This window comes from Streptomyces sp. NPDC027185 (assembly GCF_055567035.1).
On the sequence record NZ_JBVHRF010000004.1, the window covers coordinates 629077 to 645935 of the forward strand.

15 protein-coding genes and 1 CRISPR repeat array are annotated in these 16859 nt (G+C 69.7%); of the genes, 12 read left to right on the forward strand and 3 right to left on the reverse strand.

All coding sequences use genetic code 11. The features are described 5' to 3' along the window. Positions 1–29: 29 nt before the first annotated feature. Complete coding sequence (locus ACZ4M8_RS16385) at positions 30–344, reverse strand: hypothetical protein (RefSeq protein WP_467607637.1); 315 nt, start codon at positions 342–344, stop codon at positions 30–32. 108 nt (positions 345–452) lie between these two features. Then, complete coding sequence (locus ACZ4M8_RS16390) at positions 453–2726, reverse strand: CRISPR-associated endonuclease Cas3'' (protein ID WP_467607639.1); 2274 nt, start codon at positions 2724–2726, stop codon at positions 453–455. A gap of 267 nt (positions 2727–2993) precedes the next feature. Then, a CRISPR array of direct repeats spans positions 2994–3764; the repeat unit is 37 nt; unit sequence GTGGCGGTCGCCCTCCGGGGCGGCCGAGGATCGCAAC. A gap of 370 nt (positions 3765–4134) precedes the next feature. Here ACZ4M8_RS16390 and ACZ4M8_RS16395 point away from each other — a divergent pair. Continuing rightward, the gene (locus tag ACZ4M8_RS16395; protein WP_467607642.1) at positions 4135–5076 is read left to right on the forward strand and encodes a DUF5655 domain-containing protein; all 942 of its coding nucleotides are present in this window, start codon (positions 4135–4137) and stop codon (positions 5074–5076) included. Between the two features lie 102 nt (positions 5077–5178). On the opposite strand, the gene ACZ4M8_RS16400 is transcribed toward ACZ4M8_RS16395, so the two are convergent. Then, the gene (locus ACZ4M8_RS16400; RefSeq protein WP_467607643.1) at positions 5179–5925 is read right to left on the reverse strand and encodes a DNA-methyltransferase; all 747 of its coding nucleotides are present in this window, start codon (positions 5923–5925) and stop codon (positions 5179–5181) included. Positions 5926–6502: 577 nt separating this feature from the next. Here ACZ4M8_RS16400 and ACZ4M8_RS16405 point away from each other — a divergent pair. The 11 genes from ACZ4M8_RS16405 to ACZ4M8_RS16455 all read left to right on the forward strand — a co-directional run bounded on the left by ACZ4M8_RS16405 (position 6503) and on the right by ACZ4M8_RS16455 (position 16847). After that, on the forward strand, positions 6503–7645 hold the full coding sequence (locus tag ACZ4M8_RS16405; protein ID WP_467607646.1) for a C40 family peptidase: 1143 nt from the start codon (positions 6503–6505) through the stop codon (positions 7643–7645). Between the two features lie 88 nt (positions 7646–7733). Continuing rightward, entirely contained in the window at positions 7734–8042 is a 309-nt protein-coding gene (locus ACZ4M8_RS16410) for a DUF6112 family protein (protein ID WP_030284936.1), read from the forward strand. Positions 8043–8044: 2 nt separating this feature from the next. Further along, positions 8045–8746, forward strand: a complete 702-nt coding sequence (locus ACZ4M8_RS16415; protein WP_467607648.1) for a hypothetical protein — start codon at positions 8045–8047, stop codon at positions 8744–8746. 27 nt (positions 8747–8773) lie between these two features. Next, a complete protein-coding gene (locus ACZ4M8_RS16420) occupies positions 8774–10171 on the forward strand; it encodes an SCO6881 family protein (RefSeq protein WP_467607650.1) in 1398 nt (465 codons plus the stop codon). A 135-nt stretch (positions 10172–10306) separates the two neighbouring features. Then, positions 10307–11779 (forward strand): SCO6880 family protein, encoded by a 1473-nt coding sequence (locus ACZ4M8_RS16425; RefSeq protein WP_467607651.1) that lies wholly within the window; start codon positions 10307–10309, stop codon positions 11777–11779. Positions 11780–11812: 33 nt separating this feature from the next. Beyond that, positions 11813–12265 (forward strand): DUF6238 family protein, encoded by a 453-nt coding sequence (locus ACZ4M8_RS16430; RefSeq protein ID WP_467607654.1) that lies wholly within the window; start codon positions 11813–11815, stop codon positions 12263–12265. Positions 12266–12290: 25 nt separating this feature from the next. Further along, entirely contained in the window at positions 12291–13796 is a 1506-nt protein-coding gene (locus ACZ4M8_RS16435; RefSeq protein WP_467607656.1) for an ATP-binding protein, read from the forward strand. Between the two features lie 112 nt (positions 13797–13908). Further along, positions 13909–14565, forward strand: a complete 657-nt coding sequence (locus ACZ4M8_RS16440) for a hypothetical protein (protein WP_467608047.1) — start codon at positions 13909–13911, stop codon at positions 14563–14565. A gap of 184 nt (positions 14566–14749) precedes the next feature. Then, positions 14750–15523: a hypothetical protein gene (locus tag ACZ4M8_RS16445; RefSeq protein ID WP_467607657.1), complete on the forward strand. Its 774-nt coding sequence runs from the start codon at positions 14750–14752 to the stop codon at positions 15521–15523. 23 nt (positions 15524–15546) lie between these two features. After that, positions 15547–16044, forward strand: coding sequence for a hypothetical protein (locus ACZ4M8_RS16450; protein ID WP_467607659.1), 498 nt, complete (start codon positions 15547–15549; stop codon positions 16042–16044). Positions 16045–16109: 65 nt separating this feature from the next. Continuing rightward, a complete protein-coding gene (locus ACZ4M8_RS16455) occupies positions 16110–16847 on the forward strand; it encodes a hypothetical protein (RefSeq protein WP_467607661.1) in 738 nt (245 codons plus the stop codon). Positions 16848–16859 lie beyond the last annotated feature (12 nt).

Here is a 16859-nt window from a genome sequence, read left to right on the forward strand (position 1 = left end):
CCCACTGACGATTACTCCTGACCTGCTGATTAGCCCACGAACAGGCGAATCTTCAGCCGCCCGTAGCGCGCGAGGATGAGGACGATGACGAGCACAGCCCCCACCGTCGGTCCAGGCGACGCCATAGCTTCGGGATCGATGTACATACGCACCCTCTCTTCATGAAGCTGTTTGGCTTTGCTTCTAGACGATGCCGGGTGGAGAGGGAAGCCGCTACAGGAAACACCGCGGGCGAGCAGAACTACGCACATCGTCGTATTGAGCGGACGGCAAACGAGCGGGCCCAGGAGCATGTGCTCCTGGGCCCGCTTCATCCTGGATGGACACAGCCAGAACAGATTCATGTTGCGATCCTCGGCCGACCGTGCGCATGCACCGGTCAGACCGCCACGTGCCCTTGAGGCCACCCGGCAATGGTGGCATGCCAGGGACAGGCGGACGGTGCACCATCCCTACAGGCTGAAGGCGCCGCGGTCTTCGAGGACGTCCGGGTCCAGGCCGCGCTGTTCGTGGTAGGCCCCGAGCCACCAGATGAGATCCCCGGTGACCGGCTGGGCGAGACCGGACCGCAAGGCCGCCTCCGCCTCCTGACGCGGCAAGGAGGCAGTGTGTGGTTGCAGGCTGCGCAGGACCTCGGGCCCGCAAGGGCGGAAAGGGTCACGCAACTGGGCAACGGCCGCTTCGATGGGTTCCCGGTCTTCTTCTCTCCGGATGACGACTACGGGAACGCTATGCCCGTTTTCGATCATCTGGAAGGCATCATCGACCTTGGGGAAATGCAAACGGCGGCGCAGCTCCTCGATCTCCTCTCCCAGTTCGCTCTGCAGCGCGAAGCGAACTGGGTAGTACCGGTCCAGTGCCTCAAGGTCGTCAGGCCGGGCGAGGTCCGGACCGAACTCGGAGTCGCTGGCCTGCAAGGCCACGCGGTAATCGTCACCGCGCGGTTGGCCGCCATCCGTGGCCCGGAAGATGACCACCGTCCCGCTATCCAGGCGCCCGTCACGGTTGCAGCGGCCGGCCGCCTGCTGCATCGACTCCGCTGGTGCCCATGCCCGGTACACACGGGCGAAGTCGAGGTCCACACCGGCTTCGATCAGGCTCGTCGACACCAGATGCACCGGCGCGCCGTCAGCGAGCATTTTCTTGACTCGGGCGATGACTTCTCGGCGATGCGCGCCCGTCATTCTCGTCGACAGGTGCCACACCTCTCCCGACTCGGCGCGCTGTTCGATGTGACGATGGAGTCGGGCGGCGTCCTTGGTCGTGCCTGCCACGATCAGCACCTGCCGATGTCCGGCTGCCTCATCGGCGATGCTCTCCAGGGTGACGTCCTCGCCTGTGCGCCACTCGTAGTCGACGCGGCGCAGCTCAGTGAAGAGGGCGGAGGGGTCGTCCACAACAGCCCGGCGTCCCAGTCCCTTCCACCGGGGCAATTCCCAGAACGACGGCTGGGTGGCCGACGCCAGCAAGACGGTGACTCCGTATTGCTCGACCAGCCCGCGCAGCACGCTCAGGATCGGGGTGATCAGGCGGTCTGGCAGAGCCTGGACCTCATCCAGCACGATCACGGAGCCGGCCAGGTTGTGCAGGCGGCGCATCTGCGACGGCTTCCGGGAGAACAGCGACTCGAACAAGCGCACCGTGGTGGTGACGACGAACGGCGCGTCCCAGTTCTCCGCCGCCAACCGGGCAGCATGCGCTCGCCGCTCCCACTCCTTCTGCTGCCGCTCGGACACCCCCTCGAGCGGCGCCTCAGCATCGAGGTCCACTCCGCTGTGGTGCTCCAGCACCACAGCTTCCTCTCCCGTACCGGGGTCGGGGTCCAGCAGCTGCCGGTAGACCGCGGCATTCTGCTCGGTGATGGAGATGTAGGGCACCGCGAGCACCACACGACGCATACCGTGTTTCGCCGCATGCCGCAGAGCAAACCCGCCGGCGGCCAGCGTCTTCGCCCCACCTGTAGGCACGTGTAGCACGTACACGCCTGGCTCCCCCGAAGCTGCAGCGCATGCCTGCTCGTACACCGACTGCCGCACCGCGTCCACCGAAGACGGTTCCCGGTCGGCCAGCATCTTGGTTCGCCGCAGCTCATACCGTTCCACCAGTGAGCCCATGTCTACGGGATCGCGCAGCCGCACCGCAGCATCTTCGAAGTGCGCGGAGGTGTCCAGGAAGTCTGCGTCCACCACACAGCTGAACAACATCCGCAGCAACAAGTCCAGCCGCAGCCGGCCCTCCGGCCTCGGCAGTCCCCTCAACCAGGCCGGCACCGCGAGGCGACTCTCCGGATGAATCTCCGGAACCACCTCTTCCACTGCGCGGATAGCTTCCTCCACGAGCTGGGCGTGCTCCCCACCGGGCCGCGCCTTCACCAGCTCGTCCTTCAAGCTTTCCACGTCCGGCAGCCCACCATGATGGCCGAAGACCACAGCGCCGAACGCCAACTGCGTGTACCGCTCTGCGAGCATCGTGCCCGCATGCTTGTGCGGTAGGCCGACCCGACCGCCACCACGCCGCTCCGCCGCGAGAAGGCCATCCCGCCACGCACAACTTCCCTTGCCCACATCATGAATCAACGCGAGATACGCAGCCAGCTCCCCCACACCGAACACCTCACCGAACCGCCGTGAGAGCTCCGCCGAGCCCCGCAGGTGCTCCTCCAGAGGATGCCGCCTACCCGACTTGTTACAGCTGTGCGCGTACAACTGCCTGCCGGATGCCGCCATATCCAATCCCCCTACGACGCAAAGCACTTCCGCGAACGGCTACCGGTTGCCAACCTACGAGCCATCACTGACAACAGAAGCCCACCTGCCCCGTAGACGGCTACGATCCGAAGCATCATTCAAATGTCGCGAGCACACCTCGGAACCTCTAGTGCACACGCGACACGCGGAGCGCACCGAAGCGGAATGATGCACTTCAACCCATTCGCTCCTCTAGGGCAGTCAACCGTACCCACCCGCTACTCTGAATCCCGCTGGTCAGTCAGCGTGGCGGTCGCCCTCCGGGGCGGCCGAGGATCGCAACCGTCCGTACGCGCGAGATGGTGACGCAGCCGTTGTCGTGGCGGTCGCCCTCCGGGGCGGCCGAGGATCGCAACCCGAAGTTCATCGTCATCCACGACACCAACTGAACGTGGCGGTCGCCCTCCGGGGCGGCCGAGGATCGCAACCTCTTGGTTGGGAACGGGACGGCCGGAGGGTCGGTGTGGCGGTCGCCCTCCGGGGCGGCCGAGGATCGCAACGCGATCTCGTCGAGGGCCCACAGGCAGGGAGGGTCGTGGCGGTCGCCCTCCGGGGCGGCCGAGGATCGCAACCAGACCTCCTCGTCGCCGCTCTTCTCCCGCGTCGCGGGTGGCGGTCGCCCTCCGGGGCGGCCGAGGATCGCAACTTCGAGCGCGGCGTAGGTGGGGTGCTTGGGACCGCCGGTGGCGGTCGCCCTCCGGGGCGGCCGAGGATCGCAACCGGCCACACCGGCTTCACCGGCACCAGCCTCGTCCTCGAGTGGCGGTCGCCCTCCGGGGCGGCCGAGGATCGCAACCTCCTCGGGAGCGGGCTGCCGCCGCGCGGCGTGCCGGTGGCGGTCGCCCTCCGGGGCGGCCGAGGATCGCAACATCTCGTCGCCCAGGCCCAGCGGGTCCCACACCCAGACGTGGCGGTCGCCCTCCGGGGCGGCCGAGGATCGCAACGCGTACGTCTCGCTGCGCTCCGCGGTCACCCACGCCGTGGCGGTCGCCCTCCGGGATGGCCGAGGATCGCAACGTCGGGAACCTCGCACTCCACCATGTCGTTCACGGCAGTGGCAGTCATCTTCGGGATGGCCGAGGATCGCAACATCTCGTCCAGCAGGCCACCGTGGATCAGGCCGCGCGTGGCGGCCGCTATTTCGGGACCCGGGATCGCGACTCAGGTGCTGAGCATGGTCTTCTCACGGTGTTCGGACTCTACGGCCTCGGGCGACATAGGAAGATCCGCCTCCGGTGGCTAGACGCGCTGATAGTGCGTTCAAGGCGTTGGGGCCTGGCTGGCCCCCGTCGAGGGCCACGCAAATCCCATGACCGGGGCTCCCTTGCCGGAATATTCCTGCCCCCGGTTTGATTGCTCCCCTTGCACTGCTCGTGGAGGGGGCCCGGTGACCGACCTGATGCTGTTTCGGCAGGATGCTGATGGCCGTGATGTAGAGCTTCGGGGTTCGACGGTGGCGTTGGAGGTTGAGCTTCAACGTCGGATCGAGGCCGGGCTGGAGGCGATGCTGGGGATCCGGTTCCTGGCGTCGGAGTACGTGACGGGGCCTTGGCATCGGGGGCGGATCGATACGCTCGGACTCGATGAGAACAACTCTCCCGTGGTGATCGAATACAAGAAGGGCTCTGAGAGCGGGGTTCTGTCGCAGGCTGTGTCGTATCTGTCGTGGCTGGAATCGGCGCACCACGAGTTCCAGGCCCTGGTCAAGGAGAAGTTAGGTGAAGAGGTCGCGGAGTCGGTCGACTGGCGCAACGCGCGGATGGTCTGTATAGCGGCGAGCTTCTCCCACCACGATCGGGTCGCGGTGCAGCGGCTGCGCGAGCGGATCGATCTGATCCGTTACCGGGTCTTCGACGGCGGGCTGCTCAGCCTGATGCTGGTCGACTCCTCCCCTGGAGTTCCGCATTCCGGTCCGGGCCGTCAACAGCGTCGGGGGGCTGATCTGACCGGCCCTGTCGGCTGTGTCAGCGGCGGCAGACCGTCACTCCAGGCGGCCCCGGTCACCGCGCCTCCCTCCTTGCAGGCCCTGTACGCCGAGTTGGACGAGGGCCTCACCGCGTGGGGTGAGGTCGAGGTGGTGCCTCTTCGGTGCTACATCGCCTACCGGCGGATGACGAACCTCGCCTCGGTGGTCTTCCGGCCGAAGCACGAGGTGATCTTGCTGTACCTCTCCCTTGATCCGGACAGGATCGACTGTGAGGAGGGCTTCACGCGCGATATGCGCGGCGTAGGACATCACGGGACGGGGGACGTGGAGGTACGGCTCGCGTCGGCAGGCCATCTGGAGAAGGCGGAGCCGTTGATCCGGATGGCGTTCCAGGCGGCCTGACAGGCGGAAGGGCGGCTGGGTGTATCGGATTCACGATGCACCCAGCCGCCCTCATTCCACCCGAGGTTCGCGAGTTCCGGTCTGATCTGATGATTCTCACGTTCACTGCTCTGGTCCAGCCAGGACGAAGTCATCCTGGTTCAGTTCCTCCTGGAGCCTTCGCTCAGCGATGTCGGCGTAATGCGGCGACAGTTCAACGCCCACGAACTTGCGGCCTTCGCGTAGGGCGGCGATGCCTGTGGTTCCGCTTCCGGTGAAGGGGTCGAGGACAGTGCCGCCTTCGGGGCAGATCTGGACGAGCTGCTGCATGACCTCGACGGGCTTCTGGGTGATGTGGACTCGGTCCTTGCGGGGCTGGGATGCGGTGAAGTCGCCGGGCAGGTAGAGATCGCGGTCCCGGTCGAGGGTGCCCTTGACACCCCAGGTGATGAACTCGGCCGACTGCTTGAAGCCGCCCTTGCGGGGGCGGCTGGCGGGCTTGATCCACGGGATGGTGCCGCTCCAGGTCCAGCCGGCCATCTGCAGGGCGTCGGAGGTGGTCGGCTCCTGGCGCCAGTCCGAGAAGACGACGGCAACCGCGTGCTCGGTGGACGCCCGGTACGCCTCGGTGAGCAGGGCGGTCAGCCAGCTTCGATAGCTGCGCTGGTCGCGATTTTCTCCGGGGAAGTTCTCCAGGTCGTGCGCGCTGTTGCTGGTGACGTACTTGGCGCGGGCGGTGCGGCCGGTGCGGTCCGAACTGGTGCGTCCGCCCGAGTTGTACGGCGGGTCGGTGATGACGGCGTTCACACTCTCGTCGGGCAGGTTCTTCAGCACGGTGAGGGCGTCGCCTCGGTGCAGCGTGTAGCTCATGCAGGGACCTCTTTCAGGGCACGGCGGGGCCAGGCCCGTTCTCTCCGGACGGCGCTCGACAACGGTGGCGTCGAGCGGGGTGCGCCGGAGGTTAGCCGCGTTTCCCGGCCGCGCCTAACGACCCGTCTCGTGCTCCGGGGGTGGGCGTGGGGGGCGTTTGGTGCGGCCGGAATTCCGTTCTACTGTCTCGCCTCGTCGCCGGGAAGGAGCCCCGCTCCGCCCCTACTGACCTGTGCTGAACAGGGCTTTTGCGTCTCATGCGCGGCTCGGACAGCCCGTTCTTCCCCGTTATCGACTCCGTGAGGAGCCTCTGTGTATCGCCTGAGATTACGAGCGCGGCTGGCTGCCGCGCGTGACCTGAGACCGGTGTCCGGGAGCTACCAACTCCCTGACCTGGGCCCGTCCTGAGAGGCGGATTCACATCGGCGCGGTGCCGACGGCTTTGCACGAGAAGTCGGCACCGCGCCTCCTACGAGTACCGAGGAGCCGCTGCGATGCAGCATGTCCTGATACGTCCACGCCCCGGCCCGGCGCCGTTCTCCGTCCGGAGCGGTCGTCCTGGTGAACGGTGGCGGCGATGAAGAATACCGTCGGCGCCGCGGTCGGGCTCTTCGCCACCGCACCGCTGTTGCTGGCTGTCCCGATCCTCGCCATCGGTGCCGGGAGTGCCTCCGCCGCCTGCCCGAGCGGCAGTTCACCGGGGGTTGATGCGTCGGCTGTTGCCGCTCAGGTGAAGGCGATCCTGGACGGCGGCGGCAAGGGGGCGGTCTCCGTTCCTGGATTGAGCCGTCCGTCTGATCAGGTTCCGAACGCGAAGACCATCCAGGCCACCGGGGTCGCGATGGGCATCCCGGCCCGCGGGCAGGTTGTGGCCCTGGCGACCGCGCTGCAGGAGAGCGGCCTGCGGAACCTGTCGTTCGGCGACCGTGATTCGCTGGGCCTGTTCCAGCAGCGCCCGTCGCAGGGCTGGGGAACGGCGAACCAGATCCTCGACCCGGTGCACGCCTCGACGAAGTTCTACGAGGGGCTGAAGAAGGTGCCGGGCTGGGAGTCGCTCTCCGTTGCTCAGGCCGCGCAGGCGGTGCAGCGGTCCGGTTTCCCCGACGCGTACGCGAAGTGGGAGCCGTTGGCCACCGCTCTGCAGAAGGCGATCGGCCCCCTGCTGCCGAGGGGCGACGCGGCGCCGAGTCCTTCACCGTCCGGCTCGGACGCCGCGAACAGCTCTGCGCCCGGTGCCGCGGGCGGCTGTACGGCCGGCGAGGACGGGACCGACTTCGGGACGTTCCCGCCCGGCGCGGTGCCGGCCGGGTACAAGATTCCGGCGGATGCTCCGCGAAAGGCCCGCACGGCGATCCGCTGGGCGCTCGGTCAGCTCGGCACGCCGTATCAGTGGGGCGGGCGTTGCACCGATTCCCACGGCGGCGACCCCACGGGCCGTTGCGACTGTTCCTCGTTGATGCAGCAGGCGTACAAGGCCGCCGGGGTGTCCCTGACGCGGACGACGTATACGCAGGTCAAGGAGGGCAAGTCGGTCTCGGCCGATGCTCTTGAGCCTGGTGATCTTCTCTTCACCGAGGGGACGGCCGCGGTCCCCGAGCATGTCGGGATGTTCATCGGCCGGGGTCTGATCGTCAACGCCCCGCACACCGGTGACGTGGTCCGCATCGCGACCCTCGCGTCCTGGAAGCCGCAGATCCTCGCGGCCCGCCGAGTCCTCTGACCGGCGCTCCTCCTCCCTCTCTCCTCTTTCACCGCCGCTTCGCCCTCACGGGCTTCAGCGTGCCCACATTCGAACTGGAGTTCTTGTCGTGGTTCTCGCCGACACACTCATCCAGCTGGCCTACGACCCCGGAATCAAGCCGAACAGCGGCGGGTTGCCCGGCCTGCCGGTCCTCAAGCAGGTGATGGGCTCCGTCTCCCTCTTCGCGATCATCGCGGTGGTCGGGGCGCTCGTCGTCAGCGCAGGCGTCTGGGCCTGGGGCCACCATTCCGGTGGTCACCAGGCCGAGGCCAACGGCAAGAAGGGCGTCCTGGTCAGCGCGGGCTGTGCGCTGTTGCTGGGCGCCGCGAACGGGACGGTCGCGTTCTTCAGCACGCTGGGAACGCAGGTCCACTGACCATGACGAAACGTTCCCACGTCCCTGCCTCCCGCAGCGGGGACCCCGGCGGCGCATCTCGCGTGCGCCGCCGGGCGCTGCTCGGCAGCGTCGTTCTGGCGGTGCTCGTCTCCCTCGCCGGCCTGACCGCATATCTCACCCGCGACGGCCGGAGCCCGTCCAAGGATGCGGCAGCACATGCGAGTTCAGCCGCTCCGACCACCTCGCCGTCCACGGCCCCCTCGCCCGGGACGCACCCCAAGTCCCTCCCGGTCCCGCCGACCACTCGTGACCCGGTCGTGTTCGGGAAGGCTGCCGCGGCGGCTCTGTGGTCCTACGACACCCGGGCGCACTCCCGGCGCGAGCTGCTGTCCGCGCTGCACGGGTGGCTGACGCCGGAGTCCAGGTACGCCGATCGGGCTTCCGTCGAGGCGATCGTCCCTTCGCCGGTGCTGTGGAAGGAGATGGCTGCCAACAGGCAGTTCGCCACGGCCACGGTGCACGAGGGCCACTTCCCCGACGCGTTCACCAAGGCCCTGAAGGCAGATCCCGGAGCGATCACTCGTACGTCCGTCTACGCCGTCACGGTCTCCGGCAAGCAGTCGATCGCCTGGAAGGGCTCGCCCGCCGCCGGCGCGGAGAGCCGCGTGGCCACCCTCGCGGTCCAGTGCCGACCGAACCATCCCTGCGCGCTGGTCGGCGTCATGCCGTCCGTCGCGCCCTGACCTCTCCTCCGGAAAGGAGGTATTGCCATGGGAGTCTGCGACCTCCCGCTGATGGACTCGGTGTGCGGCGCCGTCGACTTCGCCACCAACCCTGCCGGGACCGTCACCGACGGCATCGGAGCGTGGATCGCGAAGTCGGCGGGCGAGATGGCGGCCACCGCCTCAGATCTCGCGAGCAAGGCCGTCAACCAGACCACCGCCATCGACCTCGGTGCCGGGTGGTTCCGGGACAACTACGAGCTGTTGCTTCCCATCGGGCTTGCCCTGACCGTCGGCACGTTCTGCATCCAGCTGATGCTCGCGGCCTGGCGACGGGACGAACGCGCCCTCGCCCAGGCCGCGATCGGCACGATGACCGGTGTCCTGTTCTCGTTCTGCGCCATCGCCTTCACCTCCGTCGCCATCACCGTGGTCGATGCCTTGTCCGACGGCTTGTTCCAGGCCGCCAACACCTCTGTCGACGACGCGATCCGCCGCGTGATCAAGGTCAACGCGCTGGGGGCGATGTTCGGCTTCGGGTGGGGCGTGCCCACCTTGATCGCCTTCGGCTGTGCGATCGGCGCCTTCCTGTACTGGGGCGTGATGGTCGCCCGGAAGGTCGGCGTGCTGATCATGGTGGCGCTCGCCGTCTTCGCCGGGGCCGGCGGTGGCTGGGACGTCGCCAAACGGTGGCGGCGCGGCTGGATCGAGGCCACCGCCACCTTGGTGGTCTCGAAACTGCTGATGACCGTGGTCTTCCTGATCGGTGTCTCCGCCATGGGCGCGTCCGACGCGCACGACGGCATGAGCGCCCTGTCCGACGCGATGGCGGGCCTCGTCGTGATGGTCCTGGTGCTGCTGTGCCCGTACGCCACGTACAAGTTCGTCCACTGGGCGAGCGACGGCGGCGGCCAGGACGATCTGCACCGCACCGGAGTCGCCGGCCTGGCGGTCGCCGCCGGGGCCGCGAAGACCGCGGGCACCCTGGCCGTGCAGGCCGGGACCGGTACGCCCGCTCCGCAGGGGCCGAATCAGGTCCCCGGCGCGGGTGCCGACGGGGTCGCCTCCGGGATCAGCCCGTCGGGCGGGAGCCTCAGCAAGGAGGGGATCGACGCCGGTCCGCCCAAGGCCCGGACCAGCTTCCGCTACGGCGAAGACCCGAACGCCTCCGGCGACAAGGGGCGGGCACGCATCCAGCGCCCCGGCATCCCCGCACTGATCACCCGGCCCGGCGACGGCGACGCGGAAGTCTCCGATGCAGGCCCCGCCGACGCCTCCGGTGCCTCCGGTCTTCCCGCCGGTGCCTCGGCTCCAGCCGGGAGCATGACGCGGGTGGGTGCGGCGTCACCTGCCGGGCCGCCACCGGCTTCCGCTGGTCCGTCGGCGGCCGGTTCGCCGACGCCGACAAACTGGGTGTTCCCCAAGCAGCCGCCTCCGGGCGCCTGACCACCACAACAGGGGCGGGCTGTGCCCCGCAGCCCGCCCCTCCCTCAGCCGACCACCGGAAACGGAGACCGCTGTGCCCTCCAGAAGAGCGCCCTACTCCCCCACCTCCACCCGCTCCCCTCCTCTGGAATCGCCATGTCTGACAAGCCCTCGGCCGAAGCCGTCACGGCCACCGTGAAGTTCCCCCACCGCAGCAGGCGCGGCATCCTGCTCGGCCTGACCGCCCCGCAGCTGATCACCGTGGGCGTCGTCGGCCTTCTCCTGTTCGCCGTGATCTTCACGCGCGGCGTGACCGGTGCTCTCCAGCTCATACCCCTGTGGGCCGCCGCCGTACTGTTCATCTTCTCCCGCTACCGCGGCCGGGCCCTGGCCGAGTGGGCGCCGATCGTTGCCCGTTACGCCCTTCGCCGGATGCGAGGTCAGCTGGTCTGGCTCACCCGGCCCTCCCGCCGTCCGGTCCGCGAAGGACTTCTTCATCTGCCCGGGACCGCGGCCAGCCTGCGGGTGCTCAGCGCACCCGACGGCCGGTACGGCGCGGTCCACAACCCGCACACCGGCACGCTGACCGCCGTCGTCAAGGTGTCCTCCCGCGCCTACGCGCTGCTCGATCCGGGGACGCAGAACGCCAACGTCAGCGGCTGGGGCCGCGCGCTGGCCGCGCTCGCCCGCACCGGCCACATCGCCCGGATCCAGGTGATCGAACGCACCGTCCCGGACTCCGGCGACGCGCTGCGCCGGTACTGGGAAGAGAACGGCCACCCCGACGCTCCGGTGGCCGGGGCGATCTACGGTGAGCTGATCCAGAGCGCGGGGCCTGCCGCAGCGCCCCACGAGGCGTACGTCGCGATCTCGCTGGACACCAAGGCCGCGCGGCGTCTGATCAACCAGGCTGGCGGCGGCCTGACCGGCAGCTTCAGCGTGCTGGCGCAGTTGACGTCGACGTTCGACCAGGCCGCACGCACCGCCGGACTCAACCCCACCGGATGGCTCACCGCCCGCGAGATCGCCGCCGTCGTGCGCACCGCGTACCACCCCAAGGCCCTCTCTGCACTGGACCGTTGGTCCCCCACCGGGCGCCCCGAGGCCGATCCTGCTGCTGCCGGACCGGTCGTGGTCGTCGAGAAGGCGGACCACATCGCGACCGACTCGGCCGTCCACGCCACGTACTGGGTGGAGAACTGGCCCCGGACCGAGACGTCGGCGGGCTTCCTCCACCAGGTCCTGTTCACGGCCGGGGTCCGGCGGACCCTGTCGCTGTCGTACGAGCCGAAGGACCTGGACGCCGCCCTGCGCGATGTGCAACGCAAGAAGGCCAGTGTGATCGCCGACGCCGCCGAGCGGGCCCGGCGCGGCCAGGTCGATTCCGAGGCGGACTCGGTCGAGTACCAGGACATCAAGTCCCGTGAACGGCAGCTCATCTCAGGCCACGCGGATGTCGCCCTGACCGGTCTGCTGACCGTCTCGGCCGACTCCGAGGAGGAACTCCGTTCCGCGTGCGCTGTCGTGGAGACCGCGGCCGTCGGCGCCCAGATCGATCTGCGGCCGCTCACCTGGCAGCAGGCCGAAGCGTTCACCGCCGCCGCCATGCCGCTCGCCCTCGCCGCCTGACCTCGGCCCCCACACCTCCGAGAGAGCACCCTCATGTCCCGCACCACCAGCCCGACCGCGCAGGACTTCGTGCCCTTCGCAACCGCCGCGCTCGACTTCCACCGCGCCCTAAACATCCCTGCCGGGCCCCTCGTCACCTCCCGCGACGAGCTGGACGCCCTGCACGCCCACCTCGTCGCGCTGCACGACGTGCTCGACGCCCATGCCACCCGCACCGGACAGCTCATCCCGGCCGAAGGCGACCAGCTCCGGACCGCCCGCACCCGCATCTGGCAGGCCGCCGACCACGTCCACGCCGCCTTTCACGCGGCGCCGCGGCCGGACTCCGGCGAAGTGCCCGAACCCGAGGCGTGCCGGGCCGGGCTGCCCGAGGGGGCACCCGAGCTGACCATCTGCCAGCGCCACCAGCACACCGCGCACCTGGTGCGCCGCCGCACCACCCCGGCCGACCTGCACGCACCCTTCACCGGCCTCACCCGCCGCTGAACCACCCCTTTCTGGAGAAACGCTCATGCCCCGCCCCCGCGCCAGTGCTTCTCACCTGTTCGTCCCCCGAAGGGCGTCCCGTGCCCAGCAGCGTGCCGCCCGTACCGGTTTCGCCGAGGCCCGCCGTCAGGCCCGTCTCGCCGGAGCCCCGCCCCGCCACCGCGCCGAGCAAACCCGGGATCCGGAACTTCGTCCGACGTACCCGCCGGCTGGGCGCCCCGGCCCTTCCTCCGCCCGCGGCGGCAAGCTGCGCCTGCCCGCCCACCGGATGACCACCGCCACCGTGTCCGGGGCCTACCCGTTCCTCGCCGAGGGCGGCCTGGGTGCGGACGGCATCTTCATCGGCCGGGACGTCCACGCCGAGGCGGCGTTCTGCTACGACCCGTTCTCGCTGTACAGCAGCGGACGGGTCGAGGGCTTCACCAATCCGAACGCCGTCCTGGCCGGGATCATCGGCATGGGCAAGTCCGCGCTCGCCAAGTCCATCGCCACCCGGGCAATCGCCCACGGCTACCGGATCTATGTCCCCTGCGACCCGAAGGGCGAGTGGACCGCCGTCGCACAAGCCCTCGGCGGCCACAGCATCGCCCTGGGCCCGGGGCTCCCGGGCCGGTTGAACCCCCTGGACGCTCCGGCCCGGCCCCCCTCGGTGAGCGAGGAGGACTGGTCGGCCGAGGTCCGCAAGCGGCGCCTGCTGCTCCTGGCCGGCCTGGCACGCACCGTACTCAAGCGCGATCTCCAGCCGATGGAGCACACCGCGCTGGATCTCACCCTCGACCTGGTCGTCACCGAGGCCGACGCCGGCGGCACGGTGCCGCTGCTCGGCAACATCGCGCACACCCTCGGCTCGCCCGAACGCCTCGACCGCGCCCTCGGCGACCAGGCCGGCCGTATGGGGGCCGCCGCACAGGACCTCGCGCACGCCCTGCGCCGACTCGTGCACGGCGACCTGAGCGGGATGTTCGACGCCCCGTCGACGGTGTCGTTCGACCCGACCACCCCCATGCTGTCCATCGACCTCTCCCGCCTCGGCGGCGCCGGCGACGACACCGCCCTGGTCCTGGCCATGACCTGCGCCTCGGCGTGGATGGAGAGCGCCCTCGCCGACCCCGACGGCGGACAACGCTGGGTGATCTACGACGAAGCCTGGCGGGTGATGCGCCACATCGGCCTGCTGGAGCGCATGCAGTCGCAGTGGAAGCTCAGCCGAGGTCTCGGCATCGCCAACCTGATGATCATCCACCGCCTCTCCGACCTCCTCAGCGCAGGCGACGCCGGCTCCCGCGGCCGGGTACTGGCCGAAGGACTGCTGGCCGACTGCTCCACTCGCATCATCTACCGCCAGGAACCCGACCAGCTGACCGCCGCAGCTTCCCTGCTCGGCCTGACGGGCGTCGAGACCCAGGCTGTATCCGCCCTCACCAAGGGCCGGGGCCTATGGAAGGTCGCAGGCCGGTCCTTCATCACCCAGCACCTCCTGCACCCGGCCGAACGCGAACTGTTCGACACCGACGCCCGCATGGCCGCCTAGTCCAGGCCCTCCCCGTCACCACTCACCGCCCGCCCCTGGTGAGCAGCAACGCCGAAAAGTGAGAACCATGATCAATTCCCCCTCGTCGTCGTCCGGGTTCCGTGAGGAGCAGATGGAGACGGCTTCAGACCCCTTGGCGTGGCGGCAGCACGTTCCTGCGCTGGCCGCCGCCGCTGCGGGCATCCGGCGAGCATCCGATGCCTGGGACGCGGTCTCGGACTCCTTCTGCGACGACGTGGGCTGGCCCATCGATGAGAAGGGCTACGAGGCCGGCAAGGTCGCACGCGACGCCGAAGCATGGAAACACGTCGAGATCTTCCTCGACCACGGCCCCGAGGTCCTGGCCGGTGTCCGCGCCGCCGCCCGGGACGCCGACTACGCCGAGGGGCCGATCAGTAACGGCCTCCGCCGACTGCGCGGCATCGACACCACGCTGGAACGGGCGGGTCGGCTCCATGAGGAGTGGGAGCAGGTCATGGCCCTCATGGACGCCTCACAGCCCGGCTCGCGGGAACTCTACGGCGACGAAGCTCGGAAGATCCGCAACGGCGAAGGGTGGCACTACGCGGACGAGTTGTCGTACCAAGGCGCGGCGCTGGCTCAGGCGGCCGACTACCTGGTGACCCGGGCCGATCAAGATCGCTCCGCGTCACCCGACCGTGCCCAGGCAGCCCGTGCACGATCCACGACCGGCACCCGCCCGGCGCCGCCCACGATTCCTCTGGCCCCGCCCACGGCGCCCCCGGCAGCCCCGCGTCGCTCCCGCTGACGCTCTAGCACCGACTTCCGGCGAGGCCAAATCCGCCGATCGCCGCATCCTCGTGGAACACCACCTCCCCTACCCGCCCCGGTCGTCGACCGCATCCCCGCCTCGGAGCACGCCATGCCCCGCACCAGCAGAACCACCCCGGCCTCCGCACCCCTTCCCCGAGCCTGCACCGGACGGATCTACCATGCCCACCCCCGCTCAAGAGCCGCTGCCCGACATCGCCGTCGGCCACCACCCCGACTTCGGCATCGTCGCCACGAACCCGAAACAACTCCCCGCCGGCACCTGGATGCTGGAACGGCTCGACTTCCACCCCGTCCCGGACCACCCGACGCTGTACGCACTGGCTGACCAGCAGTACAACGGACAGGCCCGTGCCACCCGGGCCGTGGCGCTGCTGCGCAAGGCCGGCTACCAGGTCGACGCGGACGGGGCGTTCGACCCCGCGCCGCACTCCGGCGCGGTCTTCACCCGTGAGCGGGCCCTGCGGGCGGAGCCTGACGTCGCGTTCGCCGAGCATCCGCAGCTCGGCGTCGTCGCGGCCACTGGCGACCACTCCTCCGCGCTCGGCGGACGACGCCTCCTGGAAGAGCACGGCTGGCGGCACAGCCCGGATCTGGACATCTACACGCTGCCCGCCGCCACCGACCGCCGCGAGGCTCTGGAAAAGGTCGCCAACGCCACGGTGTCGATGCAGCGGGCCGGCCTCCGGGTAGCCGTACAGCCTCTTCTCACCCAGGACGCATCAGCGCGCCGCTCCCCTGTGCCCACGCCCGCGGCCCGCCACGAGCCCGGTCAGGGTTTCGCCGCCCGCGCATCCCCTCTCGGCGCCGCCGCGCTCGCCGCCAGCCCGGCCCGCACGGGACTCCCGGGCAAGCCGCCGGTTCCCGCCCCCGCCGTCACCACTGCGGCCGGAGGGCCGGTCAACCCGCGCATCTCCTTCTCCCGTACCCGCTGACCCTTCCGTAAGGAGCAGTTCCCATGGCCGTGAAGACCATCTGGCAGATCGCCCACTCCTGCGGCCACCCGGCCGAGCGCGACCTGTCCGACCGGGCGGCCGACCGCCGCGCGGGCTTCGCCGAATGGCTCGCCAAGCAGGAATGCACCGACTGCTGGCGGGCCTCCAAGGAAAACGACGAACAGGAAAAGGCCGCCTGGCTGAAGGCCAAACGGGCCGAAGAGCAGGCCGCATCCGAAGCCTGGTCGCAGCAGTACCGGATGCCCCCGCTGGAGGGGACCGAGCGAGCCGTCGCCTGGGGCGTGCGCTGCCGCCACCAGGTCCTGGCCGCCGCCTACACCGCCCTCGTCCTCGAAGGGGAGACCGACGAGACGGAGTGGGCCGAGATCGAGGAGACCGCCCGCACCCTCACCCGTGCCGGGTGGTGGATCGACCAGCGAGCCTCCGAACCCGACGACCTCACCGAGCTGCTCCACGCCGCCACCACGGCAGACCGGCCGACCGAAAACCCCTACTTCTGACCTGCTGGTGCCCACCTCAGCCGGGCACCAGCCCTCGCCCCGCACACCTCACGCAGGAGAGCCACGTGCCCCGCCCCTCCATCACCATCACCGCCGAGCCCAGCGGCAGCGTCACGGCGAAGGGCGCCGATGACGACGTCTCCGCGACGCTCCTCACACACGCCGGGTTCCAGCAGATCGAGGACTGGTACGGCCGACGCCACCGTCTCCCCACCACCACGCCCGCCGCTGAACGCGTGGCCATCGCCACCCACGCAGCCGAAATGCTCCACGCCGCCCGCTACGACGTCGACCTCGACCACCGACTCGACGCCACACGGATGGCCACCCCTGCACGTCCGCTCGGGCCGTACACCGCCGGGGCGGAACTCCTCCGCATCACCGACCAGATCAGGTCCGCCGAGAACGGTGAAGACCTTCGACGAGCGGTCGACCACCTCCTGCATCCCGAACACGGCGCGCTGGAACGCGCCCGGGAAGCACTGGAAGCGGCAAGCGAGCAGATCAACGATCTCGACGACAGCGTGTACCGGGTCGCCGACCAATTCGGCGTCGCCGCCGAACTCGTCAGCGCAGCACAATCGGAACTCGTCGAATACGAGGCCGCGTTGGGCCGTATCAATTCCGCGCAGCAGGCCCGGGGCGCGACTCGGGCGCGCTCTGCGCCGCCCCCTGACTCCCGAAGTGCCGCCCTCTCCCCCTCACCGGCAGCGGCCAAGGCCAAGGTCTCCCCGACCCCCGGCGCCGGGGGCGCCGCCCCTGCCGTACACCCGCCACAGGCCCCCGGACCGCGGACACGGTGAACCGGACCGCCA